This window comes from Asanoa iriomotensis, assembly GCF_016862515.1.
Taxonomy (GTDB): domain Bacteria; phylum Actinomycetota; class Actinomycetes; order Mycobacteriales; family Micromonosporaceae; genus Asanoa; species Asanoa iriomotensis.
On record NZ_BONC01000050.1, the window covers coordinates 1 to 22,286 of the forward strand.

17 protein-coding genes are annotated in these 22,286 nt (G+C 70.9%); 9 read left to right on the plus strand and 8 right to left on the minus strand.

The genetic code is table 11. From position 1 onward, the window contains the following. Positions 1 to 138 precede the first annotated feature (138 nt). The 3 genes from Air01nite_RS28485 to Air01nite_RS28495 all read right to left on the minus strand — a co-directional run bounded on the left by Air01nite_RS28485 (position 139) and on the right by Air01nite_RS28495 (position 3,471). Complete coding sequence (locus Air01nite_RS28485) at positions 139 to 1,473, minus strand: NAD(P)/FAD-dependent oxidoreductase (protein WP_203706454.1); 1,335 nt, start codon at positions 1,471 to 1,473, stop codon at positions 139 to 141. 11 nt (positions 1,474 to 1,484) lie between these two features. Then, positions 1,485 to 2,831 carry an aspartate aminotransferase family protein gene (locus Air01nite_RS28490; protein WP_203706455.1) on the minus strand — a complete coding sequence of 449 codons (1,347 nt, stop codon included), beginning with the start codon at positions 2,829 to 2,831 and terminating at the stop codon, positions 1,485 to 1,487. A gap of 133 nt (positions 2,832 to 2,964) precedes the next feature. Beyond that, positions 2,965 to 3,471 carry an Lrp/AsnC family transcriptional regulator gene (locus tag Air01nite_RS28495; protein WP_239091029.1) on the minus strand — a complete coding sequence of 169 codons (507 nt, stop codon included), beginning with the start codon at positions 3,469 to 3,471 and terminating at the stop codon, positions 2,965 to 2,967. A gap of 166 nt (positions 3,472 to 3,637) precedes the next feature. On the opposite strand from Air01nite_RS28495, the gene Air01nite_RS28500 reads away from it, so the two are divergent. From Air01nite_RS28500 to Air01nite_RS28525, 6 genes are read left to right on the plus strand one after another with little or no spacing between them, the layout of a single operon-like run. Further along, complete coding sequence (locus tag Air01nite_RS28500) at positions 3,638 to 4,870, plus strand: polyamine ABC transporter substrate-binding protein (protein ID WP_203706411.1); 1,233 nt, start codon at positions 3,638 to 3,640, stop codon at positions 4,868 to 4,870. Beyond that, entirely contained in the window at positions 4,863 to 6,023 is a 1,161-nt protein-coding gene (locus Air01nite_RS28505; RefSeq protein WP_203706412.1) for an ABC transporter ATP-binding protein, read from the plus strand. Before Air01nite_RS28500 ends, Air01nite_RS28505 begins: the two co-directional genes overlap by 8 nt. A gap of 5 nt (positions 6,024 to 6,028) precedes the next feature. After that, on the plus strand, positions 6,029 to 6,925 hold the full coding sequence (locus tag Air01nite_RS28510; protein ID WP_239091030.1) for an ABC transporter permease: 897 nt from the start codon (positions 6,029 to 6,031) through the stop codon (positions 6,923 to 6,925). Continuing rightward, positions 6,926 to 7,729, plus strand: a complete 804-nt coding sequence (locus Air01nite_RS28515; RefSeq protein ID WP_203706414.1) for an ABC transporter permease — start codon at positions 6,926 to 6,928, stop codon at positions 7,727 to 7,729. After that, positions 7,726 to 9,120 carry an NAD(P)/FAD-dependent oxidoreductase gene (locus Air01nite_RS28520; protein ID WP_203706415.1) on the plus strand — a complete coding sequence of 465 codons (1,395 nt, stop codon included), beginning with the start codon at positions 7,726 to 7,728 and terminating at the stop codon, positions 9,118 to 9,120. Before Air01nite_RS28515 ends, Air01nite_RS28520 begins: the two co-directional genes overlap by 4 nt. Next, the gene (locus Air01nite_RS28525) at positions 9,120 to 10,313 is read left to right on the plus strand and encodes a saccharopine dehydrogenase family protein (protein ID WP_203706416.1); all 1,194 of its coding nucleotides are present in this window, start codon (positions 9,120 to 9,122) and stop codon (positions 10,311 to 10,313) included. Before Air01nite_RS28520 ends, Air01nite_RS28525 begins: the two co-directional genes overlap by 1 nt. 43 nt (positions 10,314 to 10,356) lie before the next feature. On the opposite strand, the gene abmR is transcribed toward Air01nite_RS28525, so the two are convergent. From abmR to Air01nite_RS28540, 3 genes are all read right to left on the minus strand, one after another. Further along, complete coding sequence (abmR, locus tag Air01nite_RS28530) at positions 10,357 to 10,932, minus strand: ATP-binding transcription factor AbmR (RefSeq protein ID WP_203706417.1); 576 nt, start codon at positions 10,930 to 10,932, stop codon at positions 10,357 to 10,359. Positions 10,933 to 11,117: 185 nt separating this feature from the next. Continuing rightward, positions 11,118 to 11,585 (minus strand): NUDIX hydrolase, encoded by a 468-nt coding sequence (locus Air01nite_RS28535; protein WP_203706418.1) that lies wholly within the window; start codon positions 11,583 to 11,585, stop codon positions 11,118 to 11,120. A 12-nt stretch (positions 11,586 to 11,597) separates the two neighbouring features. Beyond that, positions 11,598 to 13,037 (minus strand): aldehyde dehydrogenase family protein, encoded by a 1,440-nt coding sequence (locus Air01nite_RS28540; RefSeq protein ID WP_203706419.1) that lies wholly within the window; start codon positions 13,035 to 13,037, stop codon positions 11,598 to 11,600. A gap of 135 nt (positions 13,038 to 13,172) precedes the next feature. Here Air01nite_RS28540 and Air01nite_RS28545 point away from each other — a divergent pair, with 135 nt between their 5' ends. From Air01nite_RS28545 to Air01nite_RS28555, 3 genes are all read left to right on the plus strand, one after another. Beyond that, positions 13,173 to 14,609, plus strand: coding sequence for a gamma-aminobutyraldehyde dehydrogenase (locus Air01nite_RS28545; protein WP_203706420.1), 1,437 nt, complete (start codon positions 13,173 to 13,175; stop codon positions 14,607 to 14,609). After that, complete coding sequence (gene gabT / locus Air01nite_RS28550) at positions 14,609 to 15,883, plus strand: 4-aminobutyrate--2-oxoglutarate transaminase (RefSeq protein ID WP_373310484.1); 1,275 nt, start codon at positions 14,609 to 14,611, stop codon at positions 15,881 to 15,883. The genes Air01nite_RS28545 and gabT overlap by 1 nt, the downstream gene beginning before the upstream one ends. Positions 15,884 to 16,060: 177 nt before the next feature. Then, positions 16,061 to 19,987, plus strand: a complete 3,927-nt coding sequence (locus tag Air01nite_RS28555; protein WP_203706421.1) for a hypothetical protein — start codon at positions 16,061 to 16,063, stop codon at positions 19,985 to 19,987. On the opposite strand, the gene Air01nite_RS28560 is transcribed toward Air01nite_RS28555, so the two are convergent. Together Air01nite_RS28560 and Air01nite_RS28565 are read right to left on the minus strand one after the other, a co-directional pair. Continuing rightward, a complete protein-coding gene (locus Air01nite_RS28560; RefSeq protein WP_203706422.1) occupies positions 19,984 to 20,757 on the minus strand; it encodes a bestrophin-like domain in 774 nt (257 codons plus the stop codon). The genes Air01nite_RS28555 and Air01nite_RS28560 overlap by 4 nt on opposite strands. Then, on the minus strand, positions 20,754 to 22,262 hold the full coding sequence (locus Air01nite_RS28565; RefSeq protein WP_203706423.1) for a DUF6923 family protein: 1,509 nt from the start codon (positions 22,260 to 22,262) through the stop codon (positions 20,754 to 20,756). The genes Air01nite_RS28560 and Air01nite_RS28565 overlap by 4 nt, the downstream gene beginning before the upstream one ends. Between the last annotated feature and the right edge of the window lie 24 nt (positions 22,263 to 22,286).

A 22,286-nucleotide genomic window follows, 5' to 3' on the forward strand; every position in this document is an offset into this window, starting at 1 on the left:
CCGAGGCGGGGATCGGGCGATCGGGTGCCGTGTTGTTGGCGGCGGACGCCCTGGCGTCGGTGGAGTTGGTCGGCTGGGCGGCAGATCTTGGTGGTTGGTAGGTGCTGTGGCAGCAACGGATTACCAACCCAGGAGCAGTCAGTGGCCGACCAGGCGGTTGATCAAGGCGGCTCGGCGTGATGAGCGACCCGTGCGGGCCTCGGCCGCGTCGGCCGACGCGGTTGCCTGCAGCGCCGCGTTGATGCCCAACCAGCGCAACGGCTCCGGCTCCCAGCGCCGCGACCGATGGCCCACCCAGGGGAGCCGCACCAGATCAGAGTCGACCCCCAGGATCAGGTGCGCCAGCGTCCGGCCCGCCAAATTGCTCGTGCCCACCCCGTCGCCCACGTAGCCGCCCGCCCAGGCCAGGCCCGTCGAGCGGTCCAGGCCCACCGACGCCGTCCAGTCGCGGGTCACCCCCAGCGGGCCGCCCCAGGCGTGTGACACCTCCGGCATCGGGCCCAGCACCGGGAAGAGTTCGCCCAGCGTCCGCCGCAGTGCCGTGAACACCGTTGGCTCCTGGTCGAAGGACGGTGAGACCGACGAGCCGAAGTGGTACGGCGCTCCGCGCCCACCAAAGGCCAGCCGCCCGTCGGCGGTGCGCTGCCCGTAGATGATCAGGTGCCGGAAGTCCGAGAACGTCTCCCTGTCCGCCAGCCCGATCTCGTCCCACGCCGACGGCGGCAGCGGCGGTGTCGCCACCATCAGCGAGTAGATCGGCGCCACCGCACGGCCGAAGCCCGGCAACCCCGCCGTGTAGCCCTCCGTCGCCCGCACCACCACCGGCGCCCGGACCGTCCCGTGCGGTGTGACCGCCACCCCCGGCCGCAGCGAGGTCACCGGCGTGCCCTCGTAGACCGCCACGCCTCGCGCCGCGACCACCGACGCCAGCCCCCGCACCAGCGACGCCGGCTGGATGGCCGCGCAGTGCGGCGTGTAAACCCCGCCCAGCACCGACGTCGCGCCCAGCCGGGCCGACGCCTCCGCGGCCGTCAGCAGCGACACCTCGGGGAAGCCGAACGACGCCATCGAGTCGACCTCGGCCGCCGCCCGGGCCACCTGTGCCGGTGACCGGGCGACGACCACCGTGCCGCCCTTGTGGAAGTCGCAGGCGATCCCTTCGACCGCGCACACCCGGCCGACCTCGTCGACCGTCTCGTTCATAGATCGTTGCAAGGACAGAGCCGCCGGCCGGCCGTGGCGCCGGGCCAACGCCGGCAGCGACGTCGGCAGCAGCGCCGAGCACCACCCGCCGTTGCGGCCCGACGCGCCGAAGCCCGCGTACGACTGCTCCAGCACCACCACCCGCAGCGTCGGGTCGGCCACGCTCAGGTAGTACGCCGTCCACAAGCCCGTGAACCCCGCGCCCACGATCGCGACGTCCGCCGACAGCGAGCCCGGCAGCGGCGCGCGCAGCGCCGGCGGCGGCCCCATCCAGAACGAGATCACAGGCGCTGCCACGCCTCCGTCAGCACGGCGCGCAGGATCTGCTCCATCTCGTCGAACTGGGCCTGCTCGCAGATCAGCGGCGGCGCCAACTGCACCACCGGGTCGCCGCGGTCGTCGGCCCGGCAGTAGAGACCCGCCTGGAACAGCGCCGTCGACAGGAACCCGCGCAGCAGCCGCTCCGACTCCGCCTCGTCGAACGTCGCCCGGGTCGCCTTGTCCTTGACCAGTTCGATCCCGTAGAAGTACCCGTCACCGCGCACGTCGCCCACGATCGGCAGGTCCAGCAGCTTCTCCAACGTGGACCGGAAGGCATCCTCGGTGGCGCGCACGTGGCCGGTCAGGTCCTCGCGGGCGAACACGTCGAGGTTCGCCAGCGCCACCGCGCACGACACCGGATGCCCGCCGAACGTGATGCCGTGCGCGAACATCCCGGTCTCCGACAGGAACGGCTCGATCAGCTCGTCCCGCGCGATCATCGCGCCCAGCGGCGCGTACCCGGAGGTCAGTCCCTTGGCGGTGGTGATGATGTCCGGCTGGTAGCCATATCGTTCGGCGCCGAAGTAATGGCCGAGCCGACCCCAGGCGCAGATCACCTCGTCGGACACGAGCAACACGTCGTACGCGTCGCAGATCTCCCGAACCCGCTCGAAGTAACCAGGCGGCGGCGGGAAGCACCCGCCCGAGTTCTGCACCGGCTCGAGGAACACCGCGGCGACGGTGTCCGGCCCCTCCCGCTCGATCGCCCGCGCGATCTCCTCGGCCGCCCAGCGCCCGAAGTCCTCAACCGACGAGCCATGCTCCGGCGCCCGGTAGAAGTTGGTGTTCGGCACCTTGATCCCGCCGGGCACCAGCGGCTCGAAGTCCGACTTGATCCCCGGCAGCCCGGTGATCGACAACGCACCCATCGACGTGCCGTGATAGGCGATGTGCCGGCTGACCACCTTGTGCTTGTTGGGCTTGCCCACCCGCTTGAAGTAGGCCCGCGCCAGCTTCCACGCCGACTCCACCGCCTCGGACCCACCGGTCGTGAAGAAGACCCGGTTGAGGTCGCCCGGCGTCAGCGAAGCGATCCGCGACGCCAACTCCACCGCCGTCGGATGCGCGTAGGACCAGAGCGGGAAGAACGCCAACTCGGCGGCCTGCTTGGCCGCCGCCTCGGCCAGCTCGGTGCGCCCGTGCCCGGCGTTGACCACGAACAGGCCGGAGAGCCCGTCGAGGTAGCGCCGACCCTGCGCGTCCCAGACGTAGGCACCCTCGCCACGGACGATCGTTGGCACCTCGCCGTCGCGGTAGCTGGACATCCGGGTGAAATGCATCCAGAGGTGATCCGTGGCGTTGGCCATCGTGTTGCCCCATCGGTTCGTCGTGCGCGCGCCGGTGTGCGCCCGCACTACCTGCCACGGTTATCGCACGAGATCGGGGCCAGAGGCAAGGGTTTTCGGCGGTCGATGCCGCACAACGCGACGAAATCCGTAGTTACGCCGTACCCCATGAATAGGTCTGCTTGCGCAGTTTGAGGTAGACGAACGCCTCGGTGGAGACCACGCCCTCGACGGCCCGGAGCCGTTTGAGGATCTCCAGCAGGTGGTCGTCGTCGCGGCAGACCACCTCGCACAGCAGGTCGAACGAGCCCGCGGTGATCACCACGTAGTCGACCTCGTCGAACAGGGCCAGCCGGTCGGCCACCTGCTCGAGGTCGCCGGAGATGCGCAGGCCGATCATCGCCTGCCGCGGGAAGCCGAGCTGGAGCGGGTCGGTCACCGCGACGATCTGCATCACGCCGGCGTCGAGCAGCCGCTGCACCCGTTGCCGGACCGCCGCCTCGGACAGGCCGACAGCCTTTCCGATCGACGCGTACGGCCGCCGCCCGTCCTCCTGCAACTGCTCGATGATCTGTTTGGCGACGTCGTCGAGCAGCGCGTGACTTGTCCCGTCCCGCACCAGCACCCGGCGCACCCCAGGACCTGCCCCGTTGCCCGACATGCCCATACCGGGTCCTCCTCACCTAGCGATTTCGACCGCAAGTCTTCCGCATTTCGTCGTGAATCACGAGTGCCGCAACGGAATCCCTTGTGACAAGGGTTTCCGCATGTCAGGATCGGTCGTCGTCTAGCTATCCCCCCAACTAGGCCACTCCGGGAGCCCCTCGATGCGCAATCGCTCGCAACCCCCGCTGTCGCCCGAGGCCGCGGCCTTGCTTTCGTTCACGCGTTCCTCCTTGTCTCGCCGCACGCTCATGCGCGGTGCACTGGCCTCCGGCGCGCTGGCCGTTTCCGGCAGCGCGCTCGTGGCCTGCGGCACCAAGGGTGCGGCGCAGACCGAGGACACCTGCGTCAGTGAAGACCTCTCCGGCACGGAGAAGACGCTCACCGTCTCCAACTGGCCGCAATATATCGACGTCGACGAGAAGGACGAGTCGAAGCGTCCGTCCCTCATCGCGTTCGAGCAGAAGAGCGGCATCGCCGTCAGCTACACGGAAGACATCAACGACAACAACGAGTTCTTCGGCAAGGTGCAGAACCAGCTGACCGCGTGCCAGCCGACCGACCGTGACGTCATCGTGCTGACCGACTGGATGACCGCGCGGATGATCCGGCTCGGCTGGTTCCAGAAGCTCGACACCGCGAAGATGCCGAACTTCCAGAAGAACCTGCTGCCCTCGCTCAAGGGCCGGCCGTTCGACAAGAACACCGAGTACGCGGTGCCGTGGCAGTCGGGCCTGGCCGGCCTCGCGTTCAACGGCAACGTCGCCAAGGAGATCCGCACCGTCGACGAGTTGCTCACCCGCCCTGACCTCAAGGGCAAGGTGACCGCGCTGACGGAGATGCGCGACACGATGGGCCTGATCCTGCTCTCCAACGGGCACGACCCGTCCAACTTCACCAAGGCGCAGTTCGACGACGCGATCAACAAGCTGCAGAAGGCGGTCGACGCCGGGCAGATCCGCCGGTTCACCGGCAACGACTACGCGCCGGAGCTGGCCAAGGGCGACATCGCCGCGTGCATCGGCTGGTCCGGCGACATCATCCAGCTCGGCCTGGAGGACGAGAAGATCCAGTTCGTTGCGCCCGACGCCGGCGTGATGCTGTTCTCCGACAACTCGTCGATCCCCAACAAGGCCTCGCACAAGGCCAACGCGGAGCAGTTCCTCGACTACTACTACGACCCGGCGGTGGCCGCCGAGCTCGCCGCGTACGTCAACTACATCTGCCCGGTCGCCGGTGCCAAGGAGGCGATGGAGAAGATCGACCCCGACCTGGCCGCAAACCCGCTGATCTTCCCGGACGACGCGCTGCTCGGCAAGGCGAAGGTCTTCAAGGCCCTGACCGAGGCGGAAGAGCGGGAGTACGAGTCGGCGTTCCAGAAGGTCATCGGTGCCTGAAATGGAAAGCACCGCCGGCGACCTGCACATCGCCAACGTCACCAAGCGGTTCGGCATCTTCACCGCGGTCGACGACCTGACCCTGACCATCCCGCAGGGCGCGTTCTTCGCCCTGCTCGGCGCCTCCGGCTGCGGCAAGACCACCACGTTGCGGATGGTGGCCGGGCTGGAGGAGCCGACCGCGGGCCAGGTCCGGCTAGGCGATCGTGACATCACCCGGCTGCGGCCTTACCAGCGTCCGGTCAACACGGTGTTCCAGAGCTACGCGCTCTTCCCGCACCTGGACGTGTTCGAGAACGTGGCGTTCGGGCTGCGCCGCCGCAAGGTGCGCCAGGTGGCATCGCAGGTCGAGCGGATGCTCGCGCTCGTGCAGCTCGAGGGGTTCACCAAGCGCCGCCCGGCCGAGCTGTCGGGCGGCCAGCAGCAGCGGGTCGCCCTGGCCCGCGCGTTGATCAACCACCCGCAGGTGCTGTTGCTCGACGAGCCGCTCGGTGCCCTCGACCTCAAGCTGCGCCGGCAGATGCAGATCGAGCTCAAGCGCATCCAGACCGAGGTCGGCATCACGTTCGTGCACGTCACGCACGACCAGGAAGAGGCCATGACGATGGCCGACACGGTCGCGGTGATGAACGCCGGTCGGATCGAGCAGCTCGGCCGGCCGGCGGAGATCTACGAATACCCGGCGACCGCGTTCGTCGCCAACTTCCTCGGCCAGTCCAACCTGCTGGCCGGGGAGGCCGCCGGGCTCTCCGGCGGCGATGTCCTGGTCTCGGCGTACGAGCAGCGGTTCGCCGTGCCCGCGGTCCGGGCACGCGCCGACCAGGGTCCGGTCTTCCTCGGCGTACGCCCGGAGAAGCTGGCCCTGGTCGCGGACGGCGCGGCGGTGCCGGCCGGGCACCAGTCCGTGGCCGGCGTGGTCACCGACTCGTCCTACGTCGGCGTCAGCACGCAATATCTGGTGCGCACCGGCTGGGGCACCGAGCTCGCGGTGTTCGCACCCAACTCCGGCACCGCGGCACCGCTGGCACTCGGCGCCCGGGTCACCGCGCACTGGGACCCCCGGCACGCGTTCATCCTGCGACGCGAGCCGGGCGAGGGCGACCGCACGACCCCGGTGCTCGACGAACCCGACGCCGTCGGGGCGGTCTCATGACGCTTATGACCGGGATCGGCGCGGCGCCGGCCGGGTCGGCGCGGCCGGCGCGCAAGTCAGGGCGTCGCTGGCTGCCTTACCTCCTGCTGCTCCCGGGCACCCTCTGGCTGGTGGTCTTCTTCTTCGGGCCGATGCTCACGCTCGGCGCGGCGAGCCTGTGGGACCCGGCCGGCTCGTTGCAGACCGGCTACGCGCAGACGCTGTCGTTCGGCAACTACGTCGACGCGGTCCGGGACGCGGGGCCCCAGCTGCTGCGCTCGTTCTGGTACGCCGCGATCGCCACGCTGATCGGCGTGATCATCGGCTACCCACTGGCGTACGCCATCGCGCTCAAGGCCGGCCGCTGGAAGTACCTGCTGCTGGTCGCCGTCGTCGCGCCGATGTTCACCAGCTTCCTCGTGCGTACCCTCGCCTGGAAGACGATCCTCTCCGACAACGGCGCCCTGGTCGGCCTGCTCCGCGACATCGGCATCCTCGGCGCCGACGGCCGGCTGCTGGCCACACCGATCGCCGTCGTGCTCGGTCTGACCTACAACTTCCTGCCGTTCCTGGTGCTGCCGCTCTATGCCAGCCTCGAACGCCTCGACCGGCGGCTGCTGGAGGCGGCGGGCGACCTCTACGCCAGCCCGGCCCGGTCGTTCGTCAAGATCACGCTGCCGCTGTCGATGCCCGGACTGGTCGCCGGCACGCTGCTGTTCTTCATCCCGGCGGTCGGCGACTACATCAACGCCGAACTGCTCGGCAACCCCAACACCTACATGGTCGGCAACGTCATCGACTCGGCGTTCCTCGTCCGGCTCGACTACCCGCACGGTGCGGCGCTGTCGTTCGCGCTGATGTTCCTGATCCTGATCATCGTGATGGTCTATCTGTTCAGGTCGGGAACGGACGAGGTGGTTTAGATGAACTACCGGATCGGTCGGTGGATCGCCGACCGCTGGGTCATGGGTGTCGGGCTGCTGGTGCTCGCCTACCTGGCCCTGCCGATCATCGTGGTCGCCGGGTTGTCGTTCAACCGGCCGTCGAACCGCCTGTCCTACGACTTCAACGAGTTCACGCTCGACAACTGGACCAACGTCTGCGGCCCGGCCGGCCTCTGCGACGCGGTGCTGCGCTCGGTGCAGATCGGCTTCCTGGCCACGGTGTTCGCCACCGTGCTCGGCACGCTGATGGCGTTCGCGCTGGCCCGGCACAAGTTCTTCGCGAGGCCCGCGGTCAACGTGATCATCTTCCTGCCGATGGCGACGCCGGAGCTGGTCATGGGCACGTCGCTGCTCGCACTGTTCGTCACGGGAAGCGTCGCGCTGGGCTTCTGGACGATCCTGATCGCGCACGTGATGTTCTGCATCTCGTTCGTGGTGGTGACCGTCAAGGCGCGGCTCGCGGGCATGGACGCCCGGCTCGAAGAAGCGGCGATGGACCTCTACGCGACGCCGTTCCAGACCTTCCGGCGGGTCACGCTGCCGCTCGCCCTGCCGGGCATCGTCGCCGCCGCGTTGCTCTCGTTCTCGTTGTCGTTCGACGACTTCATCATCACGAACTTCAACTCGGGCACCACGGTGACCTTCCCGATGTACGTTTGGGGAGCCAATCAGCGGGGCGTCCCGCCGCAGGTCAACGTCATCGGCACGGCCATGTTCGCGATCGCGCTGCTGCTGGTGCTGGCGACCAACGTACGGCGGCGTCGGGGGGCGCGAGTGGCATGAACGTCGGTCGGGCGCTCGCGGACGCCCAGCCCCGGGTCTTCTGGCTTGACCGTCCCGAGCGCCCCGACCCCCTGCCACCGCTGGCCGGCGACACGTCGGCCGACCTGCTGGTGATCGGTGGCGGCTACTCGGGACTCTGGGCGGCGCTGCAAGCCAAGCAGGACGACCCCGGCCGGGACGTGGTGCTGGTCGAGGCGGGCACGTGCGGTTGGGCGGCGTCGGGTCGCAACGGCGGCTTCTGCGCCTCCTCGCTGACCCACGGGCTGGCCAACGGTGCGGCCCGGTTCCCTGACGAGATCGCGATGCTGGAGATGCTCGGTCAGGCCAACCTCGACGCCCTGCTGGCCACCCTCTCGCTGTTCGACATCCGCTGCGACGTCGAGCGCACCGGCGAGATCGAGTTGGCCACCGCCGGGCATCAGGTGGCCGACCTGGCGGAGGGTGCGGCGCTGGCCCGCCGGTTCGGGCACGACGTGCTGGTGCTGGGCCGTGACGAGGTGCGGGCCGAGGTCGACTCGCCCACCTACGTCGGTGGCGTCTGGCATCGCGACCGGACGGTCATGCTGGATCCGGCCCGGCTGGCCTGGGGCTTGCGCGAGGCCTGCCGCTCGCTCGGGGTGCGGATCTTCGAGCACACGCGAGTCACGCGGTTGTCGGCTTCCGGGGCGGGCGTGGTGGCGCACATCGTCGGCGGGTCCGTGCGAGCCCGCGGCGTCGTGCTCGCGGCCAACGCGTTCCCGCCGTTGCTGCGCCGGTTGCGGGCGTTCGTGGTGCCGGTCTACGACTACGCGCTGGTCACCAGGCCGTTGTCGGCCGACGAGCTGGCGTCGATCGGCTGGCGGCACCGCCAGGGTCTGGCCGACTCGGGCAACCAGTTCCACTACTACCGGCTGACGGCCGACGACCGGATCCTGTTCGGCGGCTACGACGCCGTCTACCACTTCGGCAACCGGATGGCGCCGTCGCTCGCCAGGGAGGCACCAACGTTCCGCACGCTGGCTCGACACTTCTTCGAGACCTTCCCGCAGCTCGCGGACGTGACGTTCACGCATCGCTGGGGTGGGGTGGTCGACACCTGCTCCCGGTTCTGTGCGTTCTTCGGCACGGCGTTGCGGGGGCGGCTGGCGTACGCGGCCGGGTTCACGGGCCTGGGCGTCGGTGCCAGCCGGTTCGGTGCCCGGGTGGCGCTGGATCTGCTGTCCGGGGCGGAAACGCCTCTGACCACATTGGATTTCGTACGCAGCCGCCCGGTGCCGTTTCCGCCGGAGCCGCTGCGTGCCCTGGTCATCAACGCGACCCGCTGGTCCATGGCGCACGCTGACGCGCACGAGGGCCGGCGCAACCTGTGGTTGCGTACGCTCGACAGATTTGGTTTGGGGTTCGATTCCTGATGCGTGTCCTGCAAATCGGTGCCGGCGGCGTCGGCGCCGCGGCCGCGGCGATCGCCGCCCGTCGCTCGTTCTTCTCCTCGTGGGTGGTCGCGGACTACTCGCTGTCCCGCGCGCAGAGCGTCGTCGACGCTCTGGACGACCCGCGCTTTTCCGCGGCGCGGGTCGACGCCTCGTCCTCGACCGAGGTGCGGGACCTGGCGGCGGGCGCCACCCACGTCTTCAACGCGGTGGACCCGCGGTTCGTGATGTCCATATTCGACGGTGCCTTCGCGGCGGGCGCCGACTACCTCGACATGGCGATGTCGCTGTCGCAGCCGCACCCGACGTCGCCGTACTCGTCGACCGGTGTGCTGCTCGGCGCGGCGCAGTTCGAAACCGCGACCCTGTGGGAGGAGTCGGGCCGGCTGGCGCTGGTCGGGATCGGCGTCGAGCCGGGTCTGTCCGATGTGTTCGCTCGCTACGCGGCCGACGAGCTGTTCAGCTCGATCGACGAGATCGGCGTGCGGGACGGCTCGAACCTCGTCGTCGACGGCTCCTCGTTCGCGCCGTCGTTCTCGATCTGGACGACGATCGAGGAATGCCTGAACCCGCCGGTCGTCTACGAGAAGGGTCGGGGCTGGTTCACCACCGAGCCCTTCTCGGAGCCGGAAGTGTTCGACTTCCCGGCGGGCATCGGGCCGGTCGAGTGCGTGAACGTCGAGCACGAGGAGGTGCTGCTGATCCCGCGGTGGGTCGACGCGGGCCGGGTGACGTTCAAGTACGGCCTGGGCGCCGAGTTCATCTCGGTGCTGCGCACCCTGCACCTGCTGGGCCTGGACTCGACGGTCCCGGTGAAGGTCGGCGACGTGTCGGTCGCGCCGCGCGACGTGGTGGCGGCCTGCCTGCCGGACCCGGCGACGCTTGGTCCGCGGATGCGCGGCAAGACGTGCGCCGGCACGTGGGTCAAGGGCACGGGCCTCGACGGCGCGCCGCGCGAGGTCTACCTCTACCACGTGGTCGACAACGAATGGTCGATGCGGGAGTACGGCCACCAGGCGGTGGTCTGGCAGACCGCGATCAACCCGGTGGTGGCACTGGAGTTGCTGGCCGGCGGCGGTTGGTCGGGCGTCGGCGTGCTGGGCCCGGAGGCGTTGCCGCCGAAGCCGTTCCTGGACCTGCTGACCGCTTACGGTTCGCCCTGGGCGATGCGCTGAACCTCCTAGGGGCAGGGGTGGGGGACCCTGCCCCTAGCAGGTGCTAGGCCTCGCCGGCGTTGGGGCCGCGGCGGCGGAGTTCGTCGACCGCGCCCATGGCGTCGCGGAGCTCGCCGAGCCACTGGTCCGCGTGCTGGCCGACGAGCCGGACGCACCAGGCCAGTGCCTCGGAGCGGCTGCGCGCCACGCCCGCGTCGACCAGGGTGTCGAGGACCTGGCGGTCCGTCTGGCGCAGGCGGGTCATCACCGGCGCCGAGAACGTGGTGAACAGGGCCTCCGTGTCGCCGCAGGTGGCACCCCAGCTGACCTTGCGGCGCCAGCGGTGCTCGATCTGCTGTGCGATCCGGATGCGCTGTTCGCGGGTGTCCTCGCGGTGCTGGGCGATCCGGCCCTGCTCGGCCGACGCGCGGTCGGCGTCGGTCGCGTCGGCACCCAGCTGCGGAGACGGCAGGTTGCCGATGATCATGACTTCGTCACGGTCGATGGTGACCTTGGCCGGCTCGGTGAACCAGCCGTCCGGCACCGCGCCGGTCACCCATGCCGCCAGGCCTTCTGACGGCGGCGGCTCCGCCCGCCCGCCGCGCGGTCCCGCTTCCCATGGGCCTCTGAAACCTCTCATGGCGCACCTCCCGCTGGTCGCTTACGCCGTTACTTGATTACAGCATTACACCGTTGCAGGCGTACGGACACAGTGCGGCACTTCGCTGAAAGCGAAAAGGGTCAGCCCAGCGCTGAAAGCGAAAAGGGTCAGCTCAGCGCTGAAAGCGAAAAGGTCAGCTCAGCGCTGAAAGCGAAAGAGCCGGCTCAGCCGGCCGAGAGGTGTGCGACCAGGCGGTCGACGAACTCCGCCTGGGCGGGGACGAGCTTCTGCCGGGCGGTGGCCAGGTCGAACCACTCCGCGCGGTCGACCTCCGGGAACTCGCGCCGCGTGCCCGACCGCGGCGGCCACTCGATCTCGAACGTGTTGCTGCGCAGCCGCGCCGGGTCGAAGTCGGCCGCGACGGCCCACGCCGCCACGACCTTGCCGCCCTTCTGCTTCACCGAACCCAGCGGCACGCAGTCCGCGGCCGCGACCTCGAGGGACGTCTCCTCCGCCAACTCCCGCAGCGCCGACTCCAGCGGGTCGGCGGGGTCCTCGTACTCACCCTTGGGGATCGACCAGGCCCCGAGATCCTTGCGGGCCCAGAACGGCCCGCCCGGGTGCACCAGCAGGACCCGCACCGAGCCGTCGACAACCTTGAACGCGAGGATTCCGGCGCTTTGCTTGGCCACGCCGCACGATACCTACAGGTCGAGGTCGGTCAGCACCATGACGCGCGGTTCGGTGTAGTCGTCGATCGCGCTGCGCAGGCCCTCGCGGCCCACGCCGGAGCCCTTCACGCCGCCGTAGGGCATCTGGTCGGCCCGGTACGACGGCACGTCGCCCACGATCACGCCGCCGACCTCCAGGGTGCGGTGCGCCGCGAAGGCCGTCTGCAGGTTGCGGGTGAACACGCCCGCCTGCAGCCCGTACGCCGAGTCGTTGATCGCGGCGAAGCCCGCCGTGTCGGACGCGACCGGCTCGACCACCAGCACCGGGCCGAACACCTCCTCGCGGCTCACCTTCGCGGACTTCGGCACCCGGGACAGCACCGTCGGGGGATAGGTGGCACCGGCGCGCAGGCCGCCCGCCTCGATCGTGGCGCCGCCGGCCACCGCCTCGTCCACCCACGACTCGACCCGCTCGGCCGCCGCCTCCGAGATCAGCGGGCCGACGTCCGTGGCCTCGTCGCGCGGGTCGCCGGTGCGCAACGCCGCCACGGCGTCGATCAGCCGCGGCAGGAAGCCGTCGTAGACCCACTCGTGGACGAACACCCGCTGCACCGCGATGCAGCTCTGCCCCGCCTGGTAGTTGGAGAACGTCGCGATCCGCGACGCCGCGAAGTTCAGGTCGGCGTCCGCGGTCCAGTCCTCACAGAGCAGCACCGCCGCGTTGCCGCCGAGTTCGAGCGTCACGTGCTTGTCGGGCACCGCGCGACGGATCGCCGCACCCACCGGGCCCGAGCCGGTGAAGCTGACCACCGGCAGGCGAGGGTCCGACACCAGCGCGGCCGCCCGCTCGTTGGGCAGCGGCAGCACGGAGAACATGCCCTCCGGCAGGTCCGTCTCCGCCAGGATCTCGCCCAGCAGCAGGGCGCTCAGCGGCGTCGCCGGCGCGGGCTTGACCACGATCGGCGCGCCCGCCGCGATCGCCGGCGCGACCTTGTGCGCCACCAGGTTGAGCGGGAAGTTGAACGGCGAGATGCCGAGCACCGGGCCGCGCGGGAACCGCCGCACCACCGCCATGCGGCCCGTCGCCGCCGGGTCCGTGTCGAGGCGCTGCAGGGAGCCGGCGAACCGTCGCGCCTCCTCGGCCGCCCAACGGAACGTCGACACGGCCCGGGCCGCCTCGGCCCGCGCCCACTTGAGCGGCTTGCCGTTCTCGGCGGTGATCAGCCGGGCCACCTCGTCGGCGCGCTCCTTGAGCCGGGCCGAGACGTGGTCGAGGGCCGCGGCCCGGGCGTGCGCGGGCAGGGCCTGCGCCGGGCCGGCCGCCGCCGCGGCCGCGCTGACCGCCCGCTCGACCTGCTCGGGTGTGGCGGTGGTGGTGCTGCCGACGGCGTGGCCGTCGTAGGGGTGCCGGATCGTCACGGGGTCGGCCCCGTGCTCGGGCCGGCCGGCTACGTAGAAGGCGCGCTCGTCCACGGTCCGGAGCCTAACCCAGCCCCTAACCTCGCGGAAACCGTGGCGATGGACCTTGTCAGCTACGGATTCGGTCGCGAAGATGGCGTGAGGGTTGCGAATACAACAGCCCGGCCCCCCACGCCTGGAGACCCCCCGATGAGCGACAAGCAGCAACTGCGCAACTTCGTCAACGGTGAGTACGTCGACCCGGTCGACGGCAACTTCAGCGACCTGGTCGATCCGACCACCGGTGAGGTCTTCGCGCACGCGCCGATCTCCGGTGCCGCCGACGTCGACAAGGCCATGACGGCCGCCGCGACGGCGTTCGAGAGCTGGCGCGACGTGACCCCGGCGCAGCGGCAGCTGGCCCTGCTCAAGTTCGCCGACGCGGTCGAGTCCCGCGCGGCCGAGCTGGTCGACGCCGAGGTGCGCAACACCGGCAAGCCGCGCCAGCTGACCACCGACGAGGAACTGCCGCCGGCCGTCGACGAGCTGCGCTTCTTCGCGGGCGCCGCGCGCATGCTGGAGGGCCGCTCGGCGGGTGAGTACATGGCGGGACACACCTCGTACGTCCGCCGCGAGCCGCTCGGCGTCGTGGGCCAGGTGACGCCGTGGAACTACCCGCTGATGATGGCCATCTGGAAGATCGCCCCGGCGCTGGCGGCCGGCAACTGCGTCGTGCTGAAGCCGTCGGACACGACGCCGGTCAGCACGCTGCTGCTCGCCGAGATCGCGTCCGAGTTCTTCCCGGCCGGCGTCTTCAACGTGATCTGCGGCGACCGGGACACCGGCCGGGCCGTCGTGGCGCACCCCGTACCCGAGCTGGTCTCGATCACCGGCTCGACCCGCGCGGGCATGGAGGTCGCCGCGGCGGCCGCGCCCGACCTCAAGCGCACCCACCTCGAGCTCGGCGGCAAGGCGCCGGTCGTGCTCTTCGACGACGCCGACGTGGCGGCGGCGGCCGAGGCGATCGCGGTCGGCGGCTACTTCAACGCGGGCCAGGACTGCACCGCCGCGACCCGGGTGCTGGCCGGCCCCGGCGTCCACGACGACTTCCTCGCGGCGCTCGTCGAGCAGGCCCGGGGCACGAAGACCGGCGGGCCCGACGAGGAGGACGTGCTCTACGGTCCGCTCAACAACGCCAACCAGCTCGGCCGGGTCACGGGGTTCGTCGACCGGCTGCCCGACCACGCCTCGCTGGAGATCGGTGGCGCCCGGGTCGGCGAGCGCGGCTTCTTCTACGCGCCGACGGTGGTCTCCGGCGTGCGCCAGCAGGACGAGATCATCCAGGACGAGGTGTTCGGCCCGGTGATCACCGTGCAGCGGTTCACCGACGAGGACGAGGCGGTCCGCTGGGCCAACGGCGTCGAATACGGGCTCTCCGCCTCGGTCTGGACCCGCGACCACGGCCGCGCGATGCGGATGACCCGCCGGCTCGACTTCGGCTGCGTCTGGGTCAACACGCACATCCCGTTCGTGTCCGAGATGCCGCACGGCGGCTTCAAGCACTCGGGGCACGGCAAGGATCTGTCGGTCTACAGCCTCGAGGACTACACCCGCATCAAGCACGTCATGCACAACCTGGAGGGCTGATGGCCTCGCTCGACCTGCACAAGCGGCGCACGGCGGCGGTGGCCCGGGGCGTCAGCTCGGTGATCAGCTCCTATGTGGACCACGCGGGCGGCGGCACGCTGACCGATGTCGACGGCAACGAGTGGGTCGACTTCGCCTCCGGGATCGCGGTGACCTCGGTCGGCAACTCGGCGCCGCGCGTCGTGGCGGCCGTGCGCGAGCAGGTCGAGCGGTTCACGCACACGTGCTTCATGGTCGCGCCCTACGAGTTGTACGTGTCGGTCTGCGAGTCGCTCAACGCGCTGACCCCCGGCGACTTCGAGAAGCGGTCGATGCTGGTCAACTCCGGCGCCGAGGCGGTGGAGAACGCGGTGAAGATCGCCCGGCACGCGACCGGGCGCACCGCGGTGGTGGTGTTCGACCACGCGTACCACGGCCGGACCAACCTGACCATGGCGCTGACCGCGAAGAACATGCCCTACAAGCACCGCTTCGGCCCGTTCGCGGGCGAGGTCTACCGGGTGCCGATGTCCTATCCGCTGCGCGACGGTGGGCTCTCCGGCGCGGACGCCGCCGCCCGGGCGCTCGACCTGGTCAACGCGCAGATCGGGGCGACCAACGTCGCCGCGGTGCTGATCGAGCCCATCCAGGGCGAGGGCGGCTTCGTGGTGCCGGCGCCCGGCTTCCTGCCTGCGCTGTCCGCGTGGGCGCGCGAGGCGGGCGCGGTGTTCATCGCCGACGAGATCCAGACCGGCTTCTGCCGCACGGGCGACTGGTTCGCGTCGACGCACGAGCGCGTCGTGCCCGACCTGATCACGCTGGCCAAGGGCATCGCCGGGGGGTTGCCGCTGGGTGCGGTCACCGGCCGGGCCGACATCATGGACGCGGTGCATCCGGGCGGGCTCGGCGGCACCTACGGCGGCAACCCGCTGGCATGTGCGGCCGCGCTCGCCTCGATCGAGACGATGCGCGAGCTCGACCTGGTCACCTCGGCCAGGCGGATCGGGCTGATGCTCGGCGGCCGGCTCGGTGACCTCGCCGCCGCGGACCCCAGGATCGCGGAGGTACGCGGCCGCGGCGCGATGCAGGCGATCGAGATCGTCCAGCCCGGCACGCTGACGCCCGATCCGGCGACCGCGAGCGCGGTGTCGACGGAGTGCCACCGCCGTGGGCTGTTGACGCTGACCTGCGGCACGTACGGCAATGTGCTGCGTTTCCTGCCGCCATTGGTGATCGACGACCGCACACTCGAGCGGGGGCTCAACATCCTTTCCGACGCCTTCCAGGCCGTGTAGACCTTTTCTTGATTGACGCCACGATTCGGTGGTTGGCCCTATCGGCCAACCATCGGATTGGCGACACGTCCGAAGGGCAGCGGGGTCCGATCGACTGATTACGCCCAACCGAGCGACGTCACACGATGAGTGACATCAATGCGGCCAATGTGGTCGGACGGCGCGCGGAGGGTTCGGATGACGCAGCAGGCGCTCCGCCGGAATGGTTCGAGCACTCGATACCGGCGGATGGTGCTGCCGCACGAGAGTTCAGGGTGGCGTTCCGAGGACAAGCGACCGGTCGCCCTGGAGCAGCCGGTTTCCGACTACCTCGCCCGGGTCGCGCAGGGTGTCGAGCCCGCGTTCCGCTGCATCGCCGTCGGCGCTGCCCGCCACGACGGCGTGACCTGGGCGCGTGAGGACGTCGAGCAGGCCATCGCCGAGCACGACGGCCACCCCCGGCCACGCCTGACCACGCTCGCCGGCGCGCCGTCCGAGGGCGGGCTGCCGAAGATATTCGACCTGTTCCGTGAGCGCACCGTGGCGCGCGCGGCCCGGCGGGCGGGCGCCGCCAATGTGCACAGCCGGATCCGCTCCTGGCTCACGTTGCTGATTATCGCGGTGGCGATCGTGATTACCGCGGTGATTTCGCTGTTCACTCCCGAGAAAGACCCTGGGGCATCCGGCAATTCCGCCGCGGCGTCGCTTCTGGAGACCAGCACGTTGGTCAACGCTTTGATCCTCGCGGCCCTGGGTGTGGCGGCCCAGGTGCTGATCGCATTTGTCAAGCCGGCTAAACGGGTGTCACGAAGCCAGCGGATCGTCGAGTGGATCGAGCGTGAACAGGGCAGTCGGCGCTATCAGCAGTTCGTCGACCAGCTCGCGGCCGAGTTCGCGAATATCGCGTCGCTGCGGTGCCTGGTGGTCGACGACTTCGGGCTGCTCGACAAGCCGACGCGGGACCTGCTGGTCGCCTACCTCGGCGACGGCCACGCCAGCGACCGGCGACCCGAGCTGTGGGTGGTGTTCGACCCGTCCGACGACCCGGCGACCAGGCTGTTCCGCGGCGAGCTCGCCCGGCTCAAGCAGGCGTCCCGGGTGGCCGGCGAGCGGCGGGCGCCGTACGGGGTGCGCCGCACCCTGCACTACGAGCTGGCCGCGCTCACCGACGACCAGCGCCACGAGCTGGCCCACCGGGCGGGCCGGCCGGAGCGGGCCGGCTACCGCACCGTCAAGGCGATCCTGACCGAGACCGACGACACGCTGACCGCCTACTTCGAGCAGCAGATACCGCCGGCCCACCCGCAGCAGGATCCCGAGCGGTACGGCGCGTTCCAGCTGCTCTACCTGCTCGGCCAGGCCAACTCCTGGAGCGGCGCCGTCGAGCTGCCCGAGGCCCAGCTGATCAAGAAGCTCGCCGAGCACCGGCAGCGGTCCCGGGTGCTGCGCGAGGTGCTGACCGGCCCGAGCCTGAGCCGCAACGAGCTGACCCGCCGGTTGAAGGCGATGCGCACCCACTTCGCCCGCGTCGTCACCGAGATCCGGCAGCACGCCGAGCTGCGCCTGGCGGTGTCGGTCGAGGCCGGCGAGACGCTCGAGCGGGTCTCCGGCCGGTTCCGGCTCGCCAGCGCCGACCTGGGGCACCTGTTCTGGGCTTTGTATCGCGACGACAACCGGGCCATGACCGCCGACGACCCGTTCTGGCTGGGCAAGCTGGCGCAGCACCTGCAGCGGGCCGCCGCGCCGCGCGACCGTGCCGACATCTTCGGCGCCGACGCGGAGGCGCTCGAGGACCGGCTGTTCCAGGCGATCCTGCACGCGATCGACGACAGCCTGCGGTTGGGGCAGTTGCGACTAGTACCCGATCTGTTGCAACGGGCTCTTGACCTGCTCGACGAGGAGGACGCCAAGAACCGGGCAAGCCTGGCCGCACGGGCCCGCGACGCGTACGCGGTGATGGCCGACGACGTCGTCCTGCAGATCTTGTTGGAGCTGCGGACGTTCGACGGCTCCGGTCCGCCGCTGGCGGTCGACGACGACGAGCCCGACGCCACCTCGCCGCTCGGGCTGTTCGCGCTCGCCTCGACCGGCGGTGCGCAGCAGCAGAAGTTGCTGGCGGCGCTGGCGCCCAGTCCGGGCCGGGCCGACCTGCACACCGACGCCGCGCTGCGCGGGAGCTGGCTGGCCCTCTCGCTGCTGCCGTTCGTGCAGGCCGAGACGCCGCAGCTGTTCGTGGCCGCGATCCGCGGCCAGTTCGAGGTGGCGTCCCTGACGAAGCCGATCCTCGACGCCCGCAGCGCCGAGCCCCGCGCGCCGCACGTGGCCGACCTGGTCAACCTCTCGCTCGGCCTGTGGTGCTGGGCGCTGGCCGGCGCGCAGGGCGGTTTCCCGGGTGCGAGCCTGGTCGAGGAGATCATCGACGCGCTGGAGACCAGCTCCTTCATCGCGAGCGAACTGCGGACCGGCTCGCCGCGCGGGACCGTCGACCTGGTCCGCGAGTGCCTGGCCGAGGAGCTGTTCACGGTCACCGCGGCGGCCGCCCTGCTGGTGCGGGCCGGCTGGCCCAACGTCCGCGCCGACGTGAAACCCAAGCTGGACGAGGTGGTCCGGTACGCCGTCGACGAGCTCGGCATCGACGCCCGCCGGCTGACCCGCCGTGGCGGCTTCTCCCTGGACGGGGCCGCCGGGGAGCTGTTCGACCGGATGACGCTGCTGCAGATGACCTGGCGGGTGCTGGGCTACGCGCAGCTCGCCACCGTGCTCAACATCCGGCGTGTGCAGTTCGCGGCGCTGCTGCCCGCGGCCAACCGGCCCCGGTCATCGGCCGAGGGGGCCGAACGCAGCCTGATCGAGGACCGCGACCGCAGCGACCTGCTCGGGCTGCTCGCCAACCTGGCGGCCGCGGCGCGCGCGGTGCCCGGCAAGGAGGCGGCGGCCGAGGCCTTCGCGCACGGCGTGACGGCGGCGCTGGTCGGCCGGGCCAGCGAGGAGCTGCTCTCGCAACTGTGCCTGCTCGCCGTGGCACAGGCGCACGCGTTCGAGACCGAGCTGGGTCCGCAGATCGAATACCTGCTGGGCGGCTCCGCCGGCGGCGGCAGCCGCTTGGACGAGCTGCTGAGCACGGTCGACGACGCGCAGTTGCCGACCGTCTCGCTGTGGCTGTTCAACATCGCGCGGCGGTCCGACGCCGCTGGTCTGGCGGTGGTGACGGCGCTGATGCGGCGCGGCGAGGCGGTCACCGACGAGGAGGTCCTGGCTCAGCTCCGCGACCGGCACCAGATCTTCGACCTGGTCGGCAGGCAGAGCTCGGGCGAGGCGGTCGACGTCGACCAGGTGCTCGACCTCTGGGAAAACCGCGACAGCACCAGCTATCCGTTCCTGCTCTACCGGCTGGTGGGCCGGTCCGACGGTCCGCTGCCGGCCCGGTTGCGCACCGAGGTGGCCGAGGTGCTGGCGGACTATGAGTCCTATCTGTCGACGACCGGGGTGGTGCTGCTCGCGGCGCTGGTCGCACAGCGGTCCAAGCGGCGTGGGCCCGCCGAGTTCGACGAGGCCCAACTGGTCACCGTGCTGCGGCGGGGGCGGGCCGAGCTGTCGAGCCTGCTGACGGTGGAGACCAACATCGAGATCCTGGAGTACCTGCGCGGGCGGGACATCTCGCACGGCTCGGAATACACCAAGCAACTGACGTTGTGGCGGCAGGAGCGGCTGCGGCTGCTGGAGGAGCGGCAGCTCACCCAACTGCTCATGGCCGGCCGGTACGCGATGCTGCTGCTGACGTACCTCGAGATTCTCGAGGACTACGGCCTGCCGACCGGTGATCCGGACGACGAGGGGGACGCCGAGCCGTTCCTGACCGTGCAGGGGCGCACGGTGCTCAACTCGCGGTTCGTCGCCGAGGCGCGGGCCCTGTTCGACCCGTCGTCAGCGCTGGAGGGCGGGCACACCGAGGCGCACAACGACCTGGACGACGCGGCCCGGGAGGCGTTGCCGCAACTGTTCGCGTTCCTGGTCGACCTGGACGGCGTACCCGAGCCGATCCGGGTGATTCTCCGTCGGCACCGGGACGTGGTGCACGAGCGGCTCACGAAACCCGTCCGCACCGACCCGTCGATGCATCTCTAGAGGCCGGCGCTGCCTCTCAGCGTCTCCAGCGCGGCGCGCAGGGCGTCGGGGTCGACCGCGAATCCCCGGCTGTAGGGCAGCTCGACCTGGTAGAGGACGAACAGCATCAGCGCGACCATGCCGCCGAGGGTGGCGAACATGAGGCCGTTGGGTACGGTCCGGCGCAGGCCGAACAGGTAGAGGAAGGCGACGCTGACCAGGCCGCCGCCGAGCAGGATCGGCCATAGTGGAGCCGGCATCCGGGCGTCGGCGTCGCCGATCCGGGCCCGCCGGGCGGTGGCGGCGGCGCTCACCTGGCCGGCGAGCATCTGGTGGGCGGCCTGCTCGGTTTCGGTGGCCGGGCGGATCGCGTCGACCCGCTCGCGCAACTCGGTCGACAGGTTCTCGGCGGTCATCGTGCCGGAATGCGCGGTGCGCAGGTGATCCCATTCGCTGCCGCCGGCGACCTGGAGGTATCCGACGATTCTCTGCTGCACGTCGTCGCGGTCCGGTGGGGCCAGACGGTTGGCCGACCAGTAGGCCTCGACCAGGCTGCTGGCCTCGGTTTCGGTGTTGCCGCCGACGTCGGAGCGCGGTTCCCAGACGGCGATGGCGGCGATCGCGATGAGGATCGCGTACACCATCGCGATCGTCGAATAGACCGTGCTGGCCGCGTCACCGTCGGCGACCCGCCAGCGCCGCGGCACCCAGCGGGACACGACCGTGAACCCGATGACGGACGCGAAGGCCGCGGCGAGCACCACGGCGATCCCGGCGAGCAGCGTGTTCATCGACTTCCTCTCTTGGCGGCCGCCCGGGCGGCGACGGACGCGGCGGGTACGAGCAGCCCGACGAAGACCGACCACGTCAGCGGGAGGCGGTCGGGCTTGTTCGGTGCGGTGCTGGCGACGGGTTGGCGCAGTCGTTCGCGGGCGGGCAGGGGCACCGGTGGCGCACCCGGGTCGGGGATCGCCGCCGGCGGCCCGGCGAGGTCGCGGAGGTCGAGCGGCTCGTCGGTGGCGGCGGCTCGGGGCTTTGCCGGGCGCACCGTGATCGGGTGGTCCTCGACCTCGCCGGTGCCGCCAGGTCCGGTCGGTTCGGGCGTGGGTGGGGGATAGCCGGTGGGGCCGCCGTAGAGGCGGATGCGCAGGGTGGCGGGTACCGGTTTGTTGGTCTTGGGCCAGGTCAGGGTGACCGTGCGTGGTGTGGTGCCGGGTCTGACGGTGGCGGTGCGCAGGTCCCGCTCGTCGAAGCGGCCGTTGCCGTCGAGGTCGTGCCATGCGGCGAGGAGAGCCTTGTGCGCGGTGGCGTTGGTGACGGTGACCCGCACCGTGAGCGCGCCGTCGTCGGTGGCTTCCGCCGGCTCGGCCAGGGCGTCGTCGCTGTCCCGCTTGGCGGCGTCGGTTTCCGGGGTGACCGTCCGGCCGAGGGAGAGGCCCGCGGTGATCAGATGCCGGGGACCGTCGGCCGCGCGGCGGGTGGGGTAGGGCGCCGGGGCGTCGCCGTAGTCCCAGCCCGGTGGGCAGCTCGCGGCGTCCGACCGGACGGCCTTGGCCTTGCCGACGGTCGTGGTCGTCACCGGTGTGGTGGGGTCCGCGAGCGTGACCTGGTAGAGCCGGCCCGTCTGGTCGTGCAGGGCGCGGAGCGTCCCTTGTGGATCGATGGCGACGGCGCCGAAGGTGCCGGTCATGGGTAGCCCCGGCGGTCGGGCGACCGGGGTTGCGATGCCGGTGTGCGGGTCGACGCGGGTGAGCCAGCCGGCCACGATCGTGTAGAGCTGTCCGTCGCTGATGTCCCAGTCGGCGATCAGGGGCCGGAGCAGGATGTCGGCGCCAGGCCCGGTCAGGGTGTGCCGCGCGACCTCCTTGAGGGCAGGCATCCGGTAGGTGACCACCTCGCGCCCGGTGCGAACGATCCACCGGTCACCGCTGCCGGCACCGGCACCGGTGCCGCCGCTCGCGGCGGTGATGGGGTCGGTGGGGATGAGCGCGGGTGGTTTGGGCGTGCGCTTGACGACGCGGCCGGTCTGGTCGAAGCCAATTACGTGCTCGCCGCTGAGGGCCCAGAAGGCGTGGGTCTCGGGCACGTACGCGACCGCGTCCAGCGGCGCGTCGAACTCGGCGACCGGCGTCGGCTCGGCGTCCTCGCCGCTGCCGTCAAGCCGCAGCAGCGTGTCGTCGCGGGTCAGGTACACGGCGTTGGAGCAAGGGATCGGCGCCCGCGGTGCGCCCTCGGCAGGACCCGGCACGAGCAGCAGCGCCGCGGCCGAGACCGCGGCGGCGAAGCGGAGAATCACGACGCGGCCCCACCCGGGATCGGC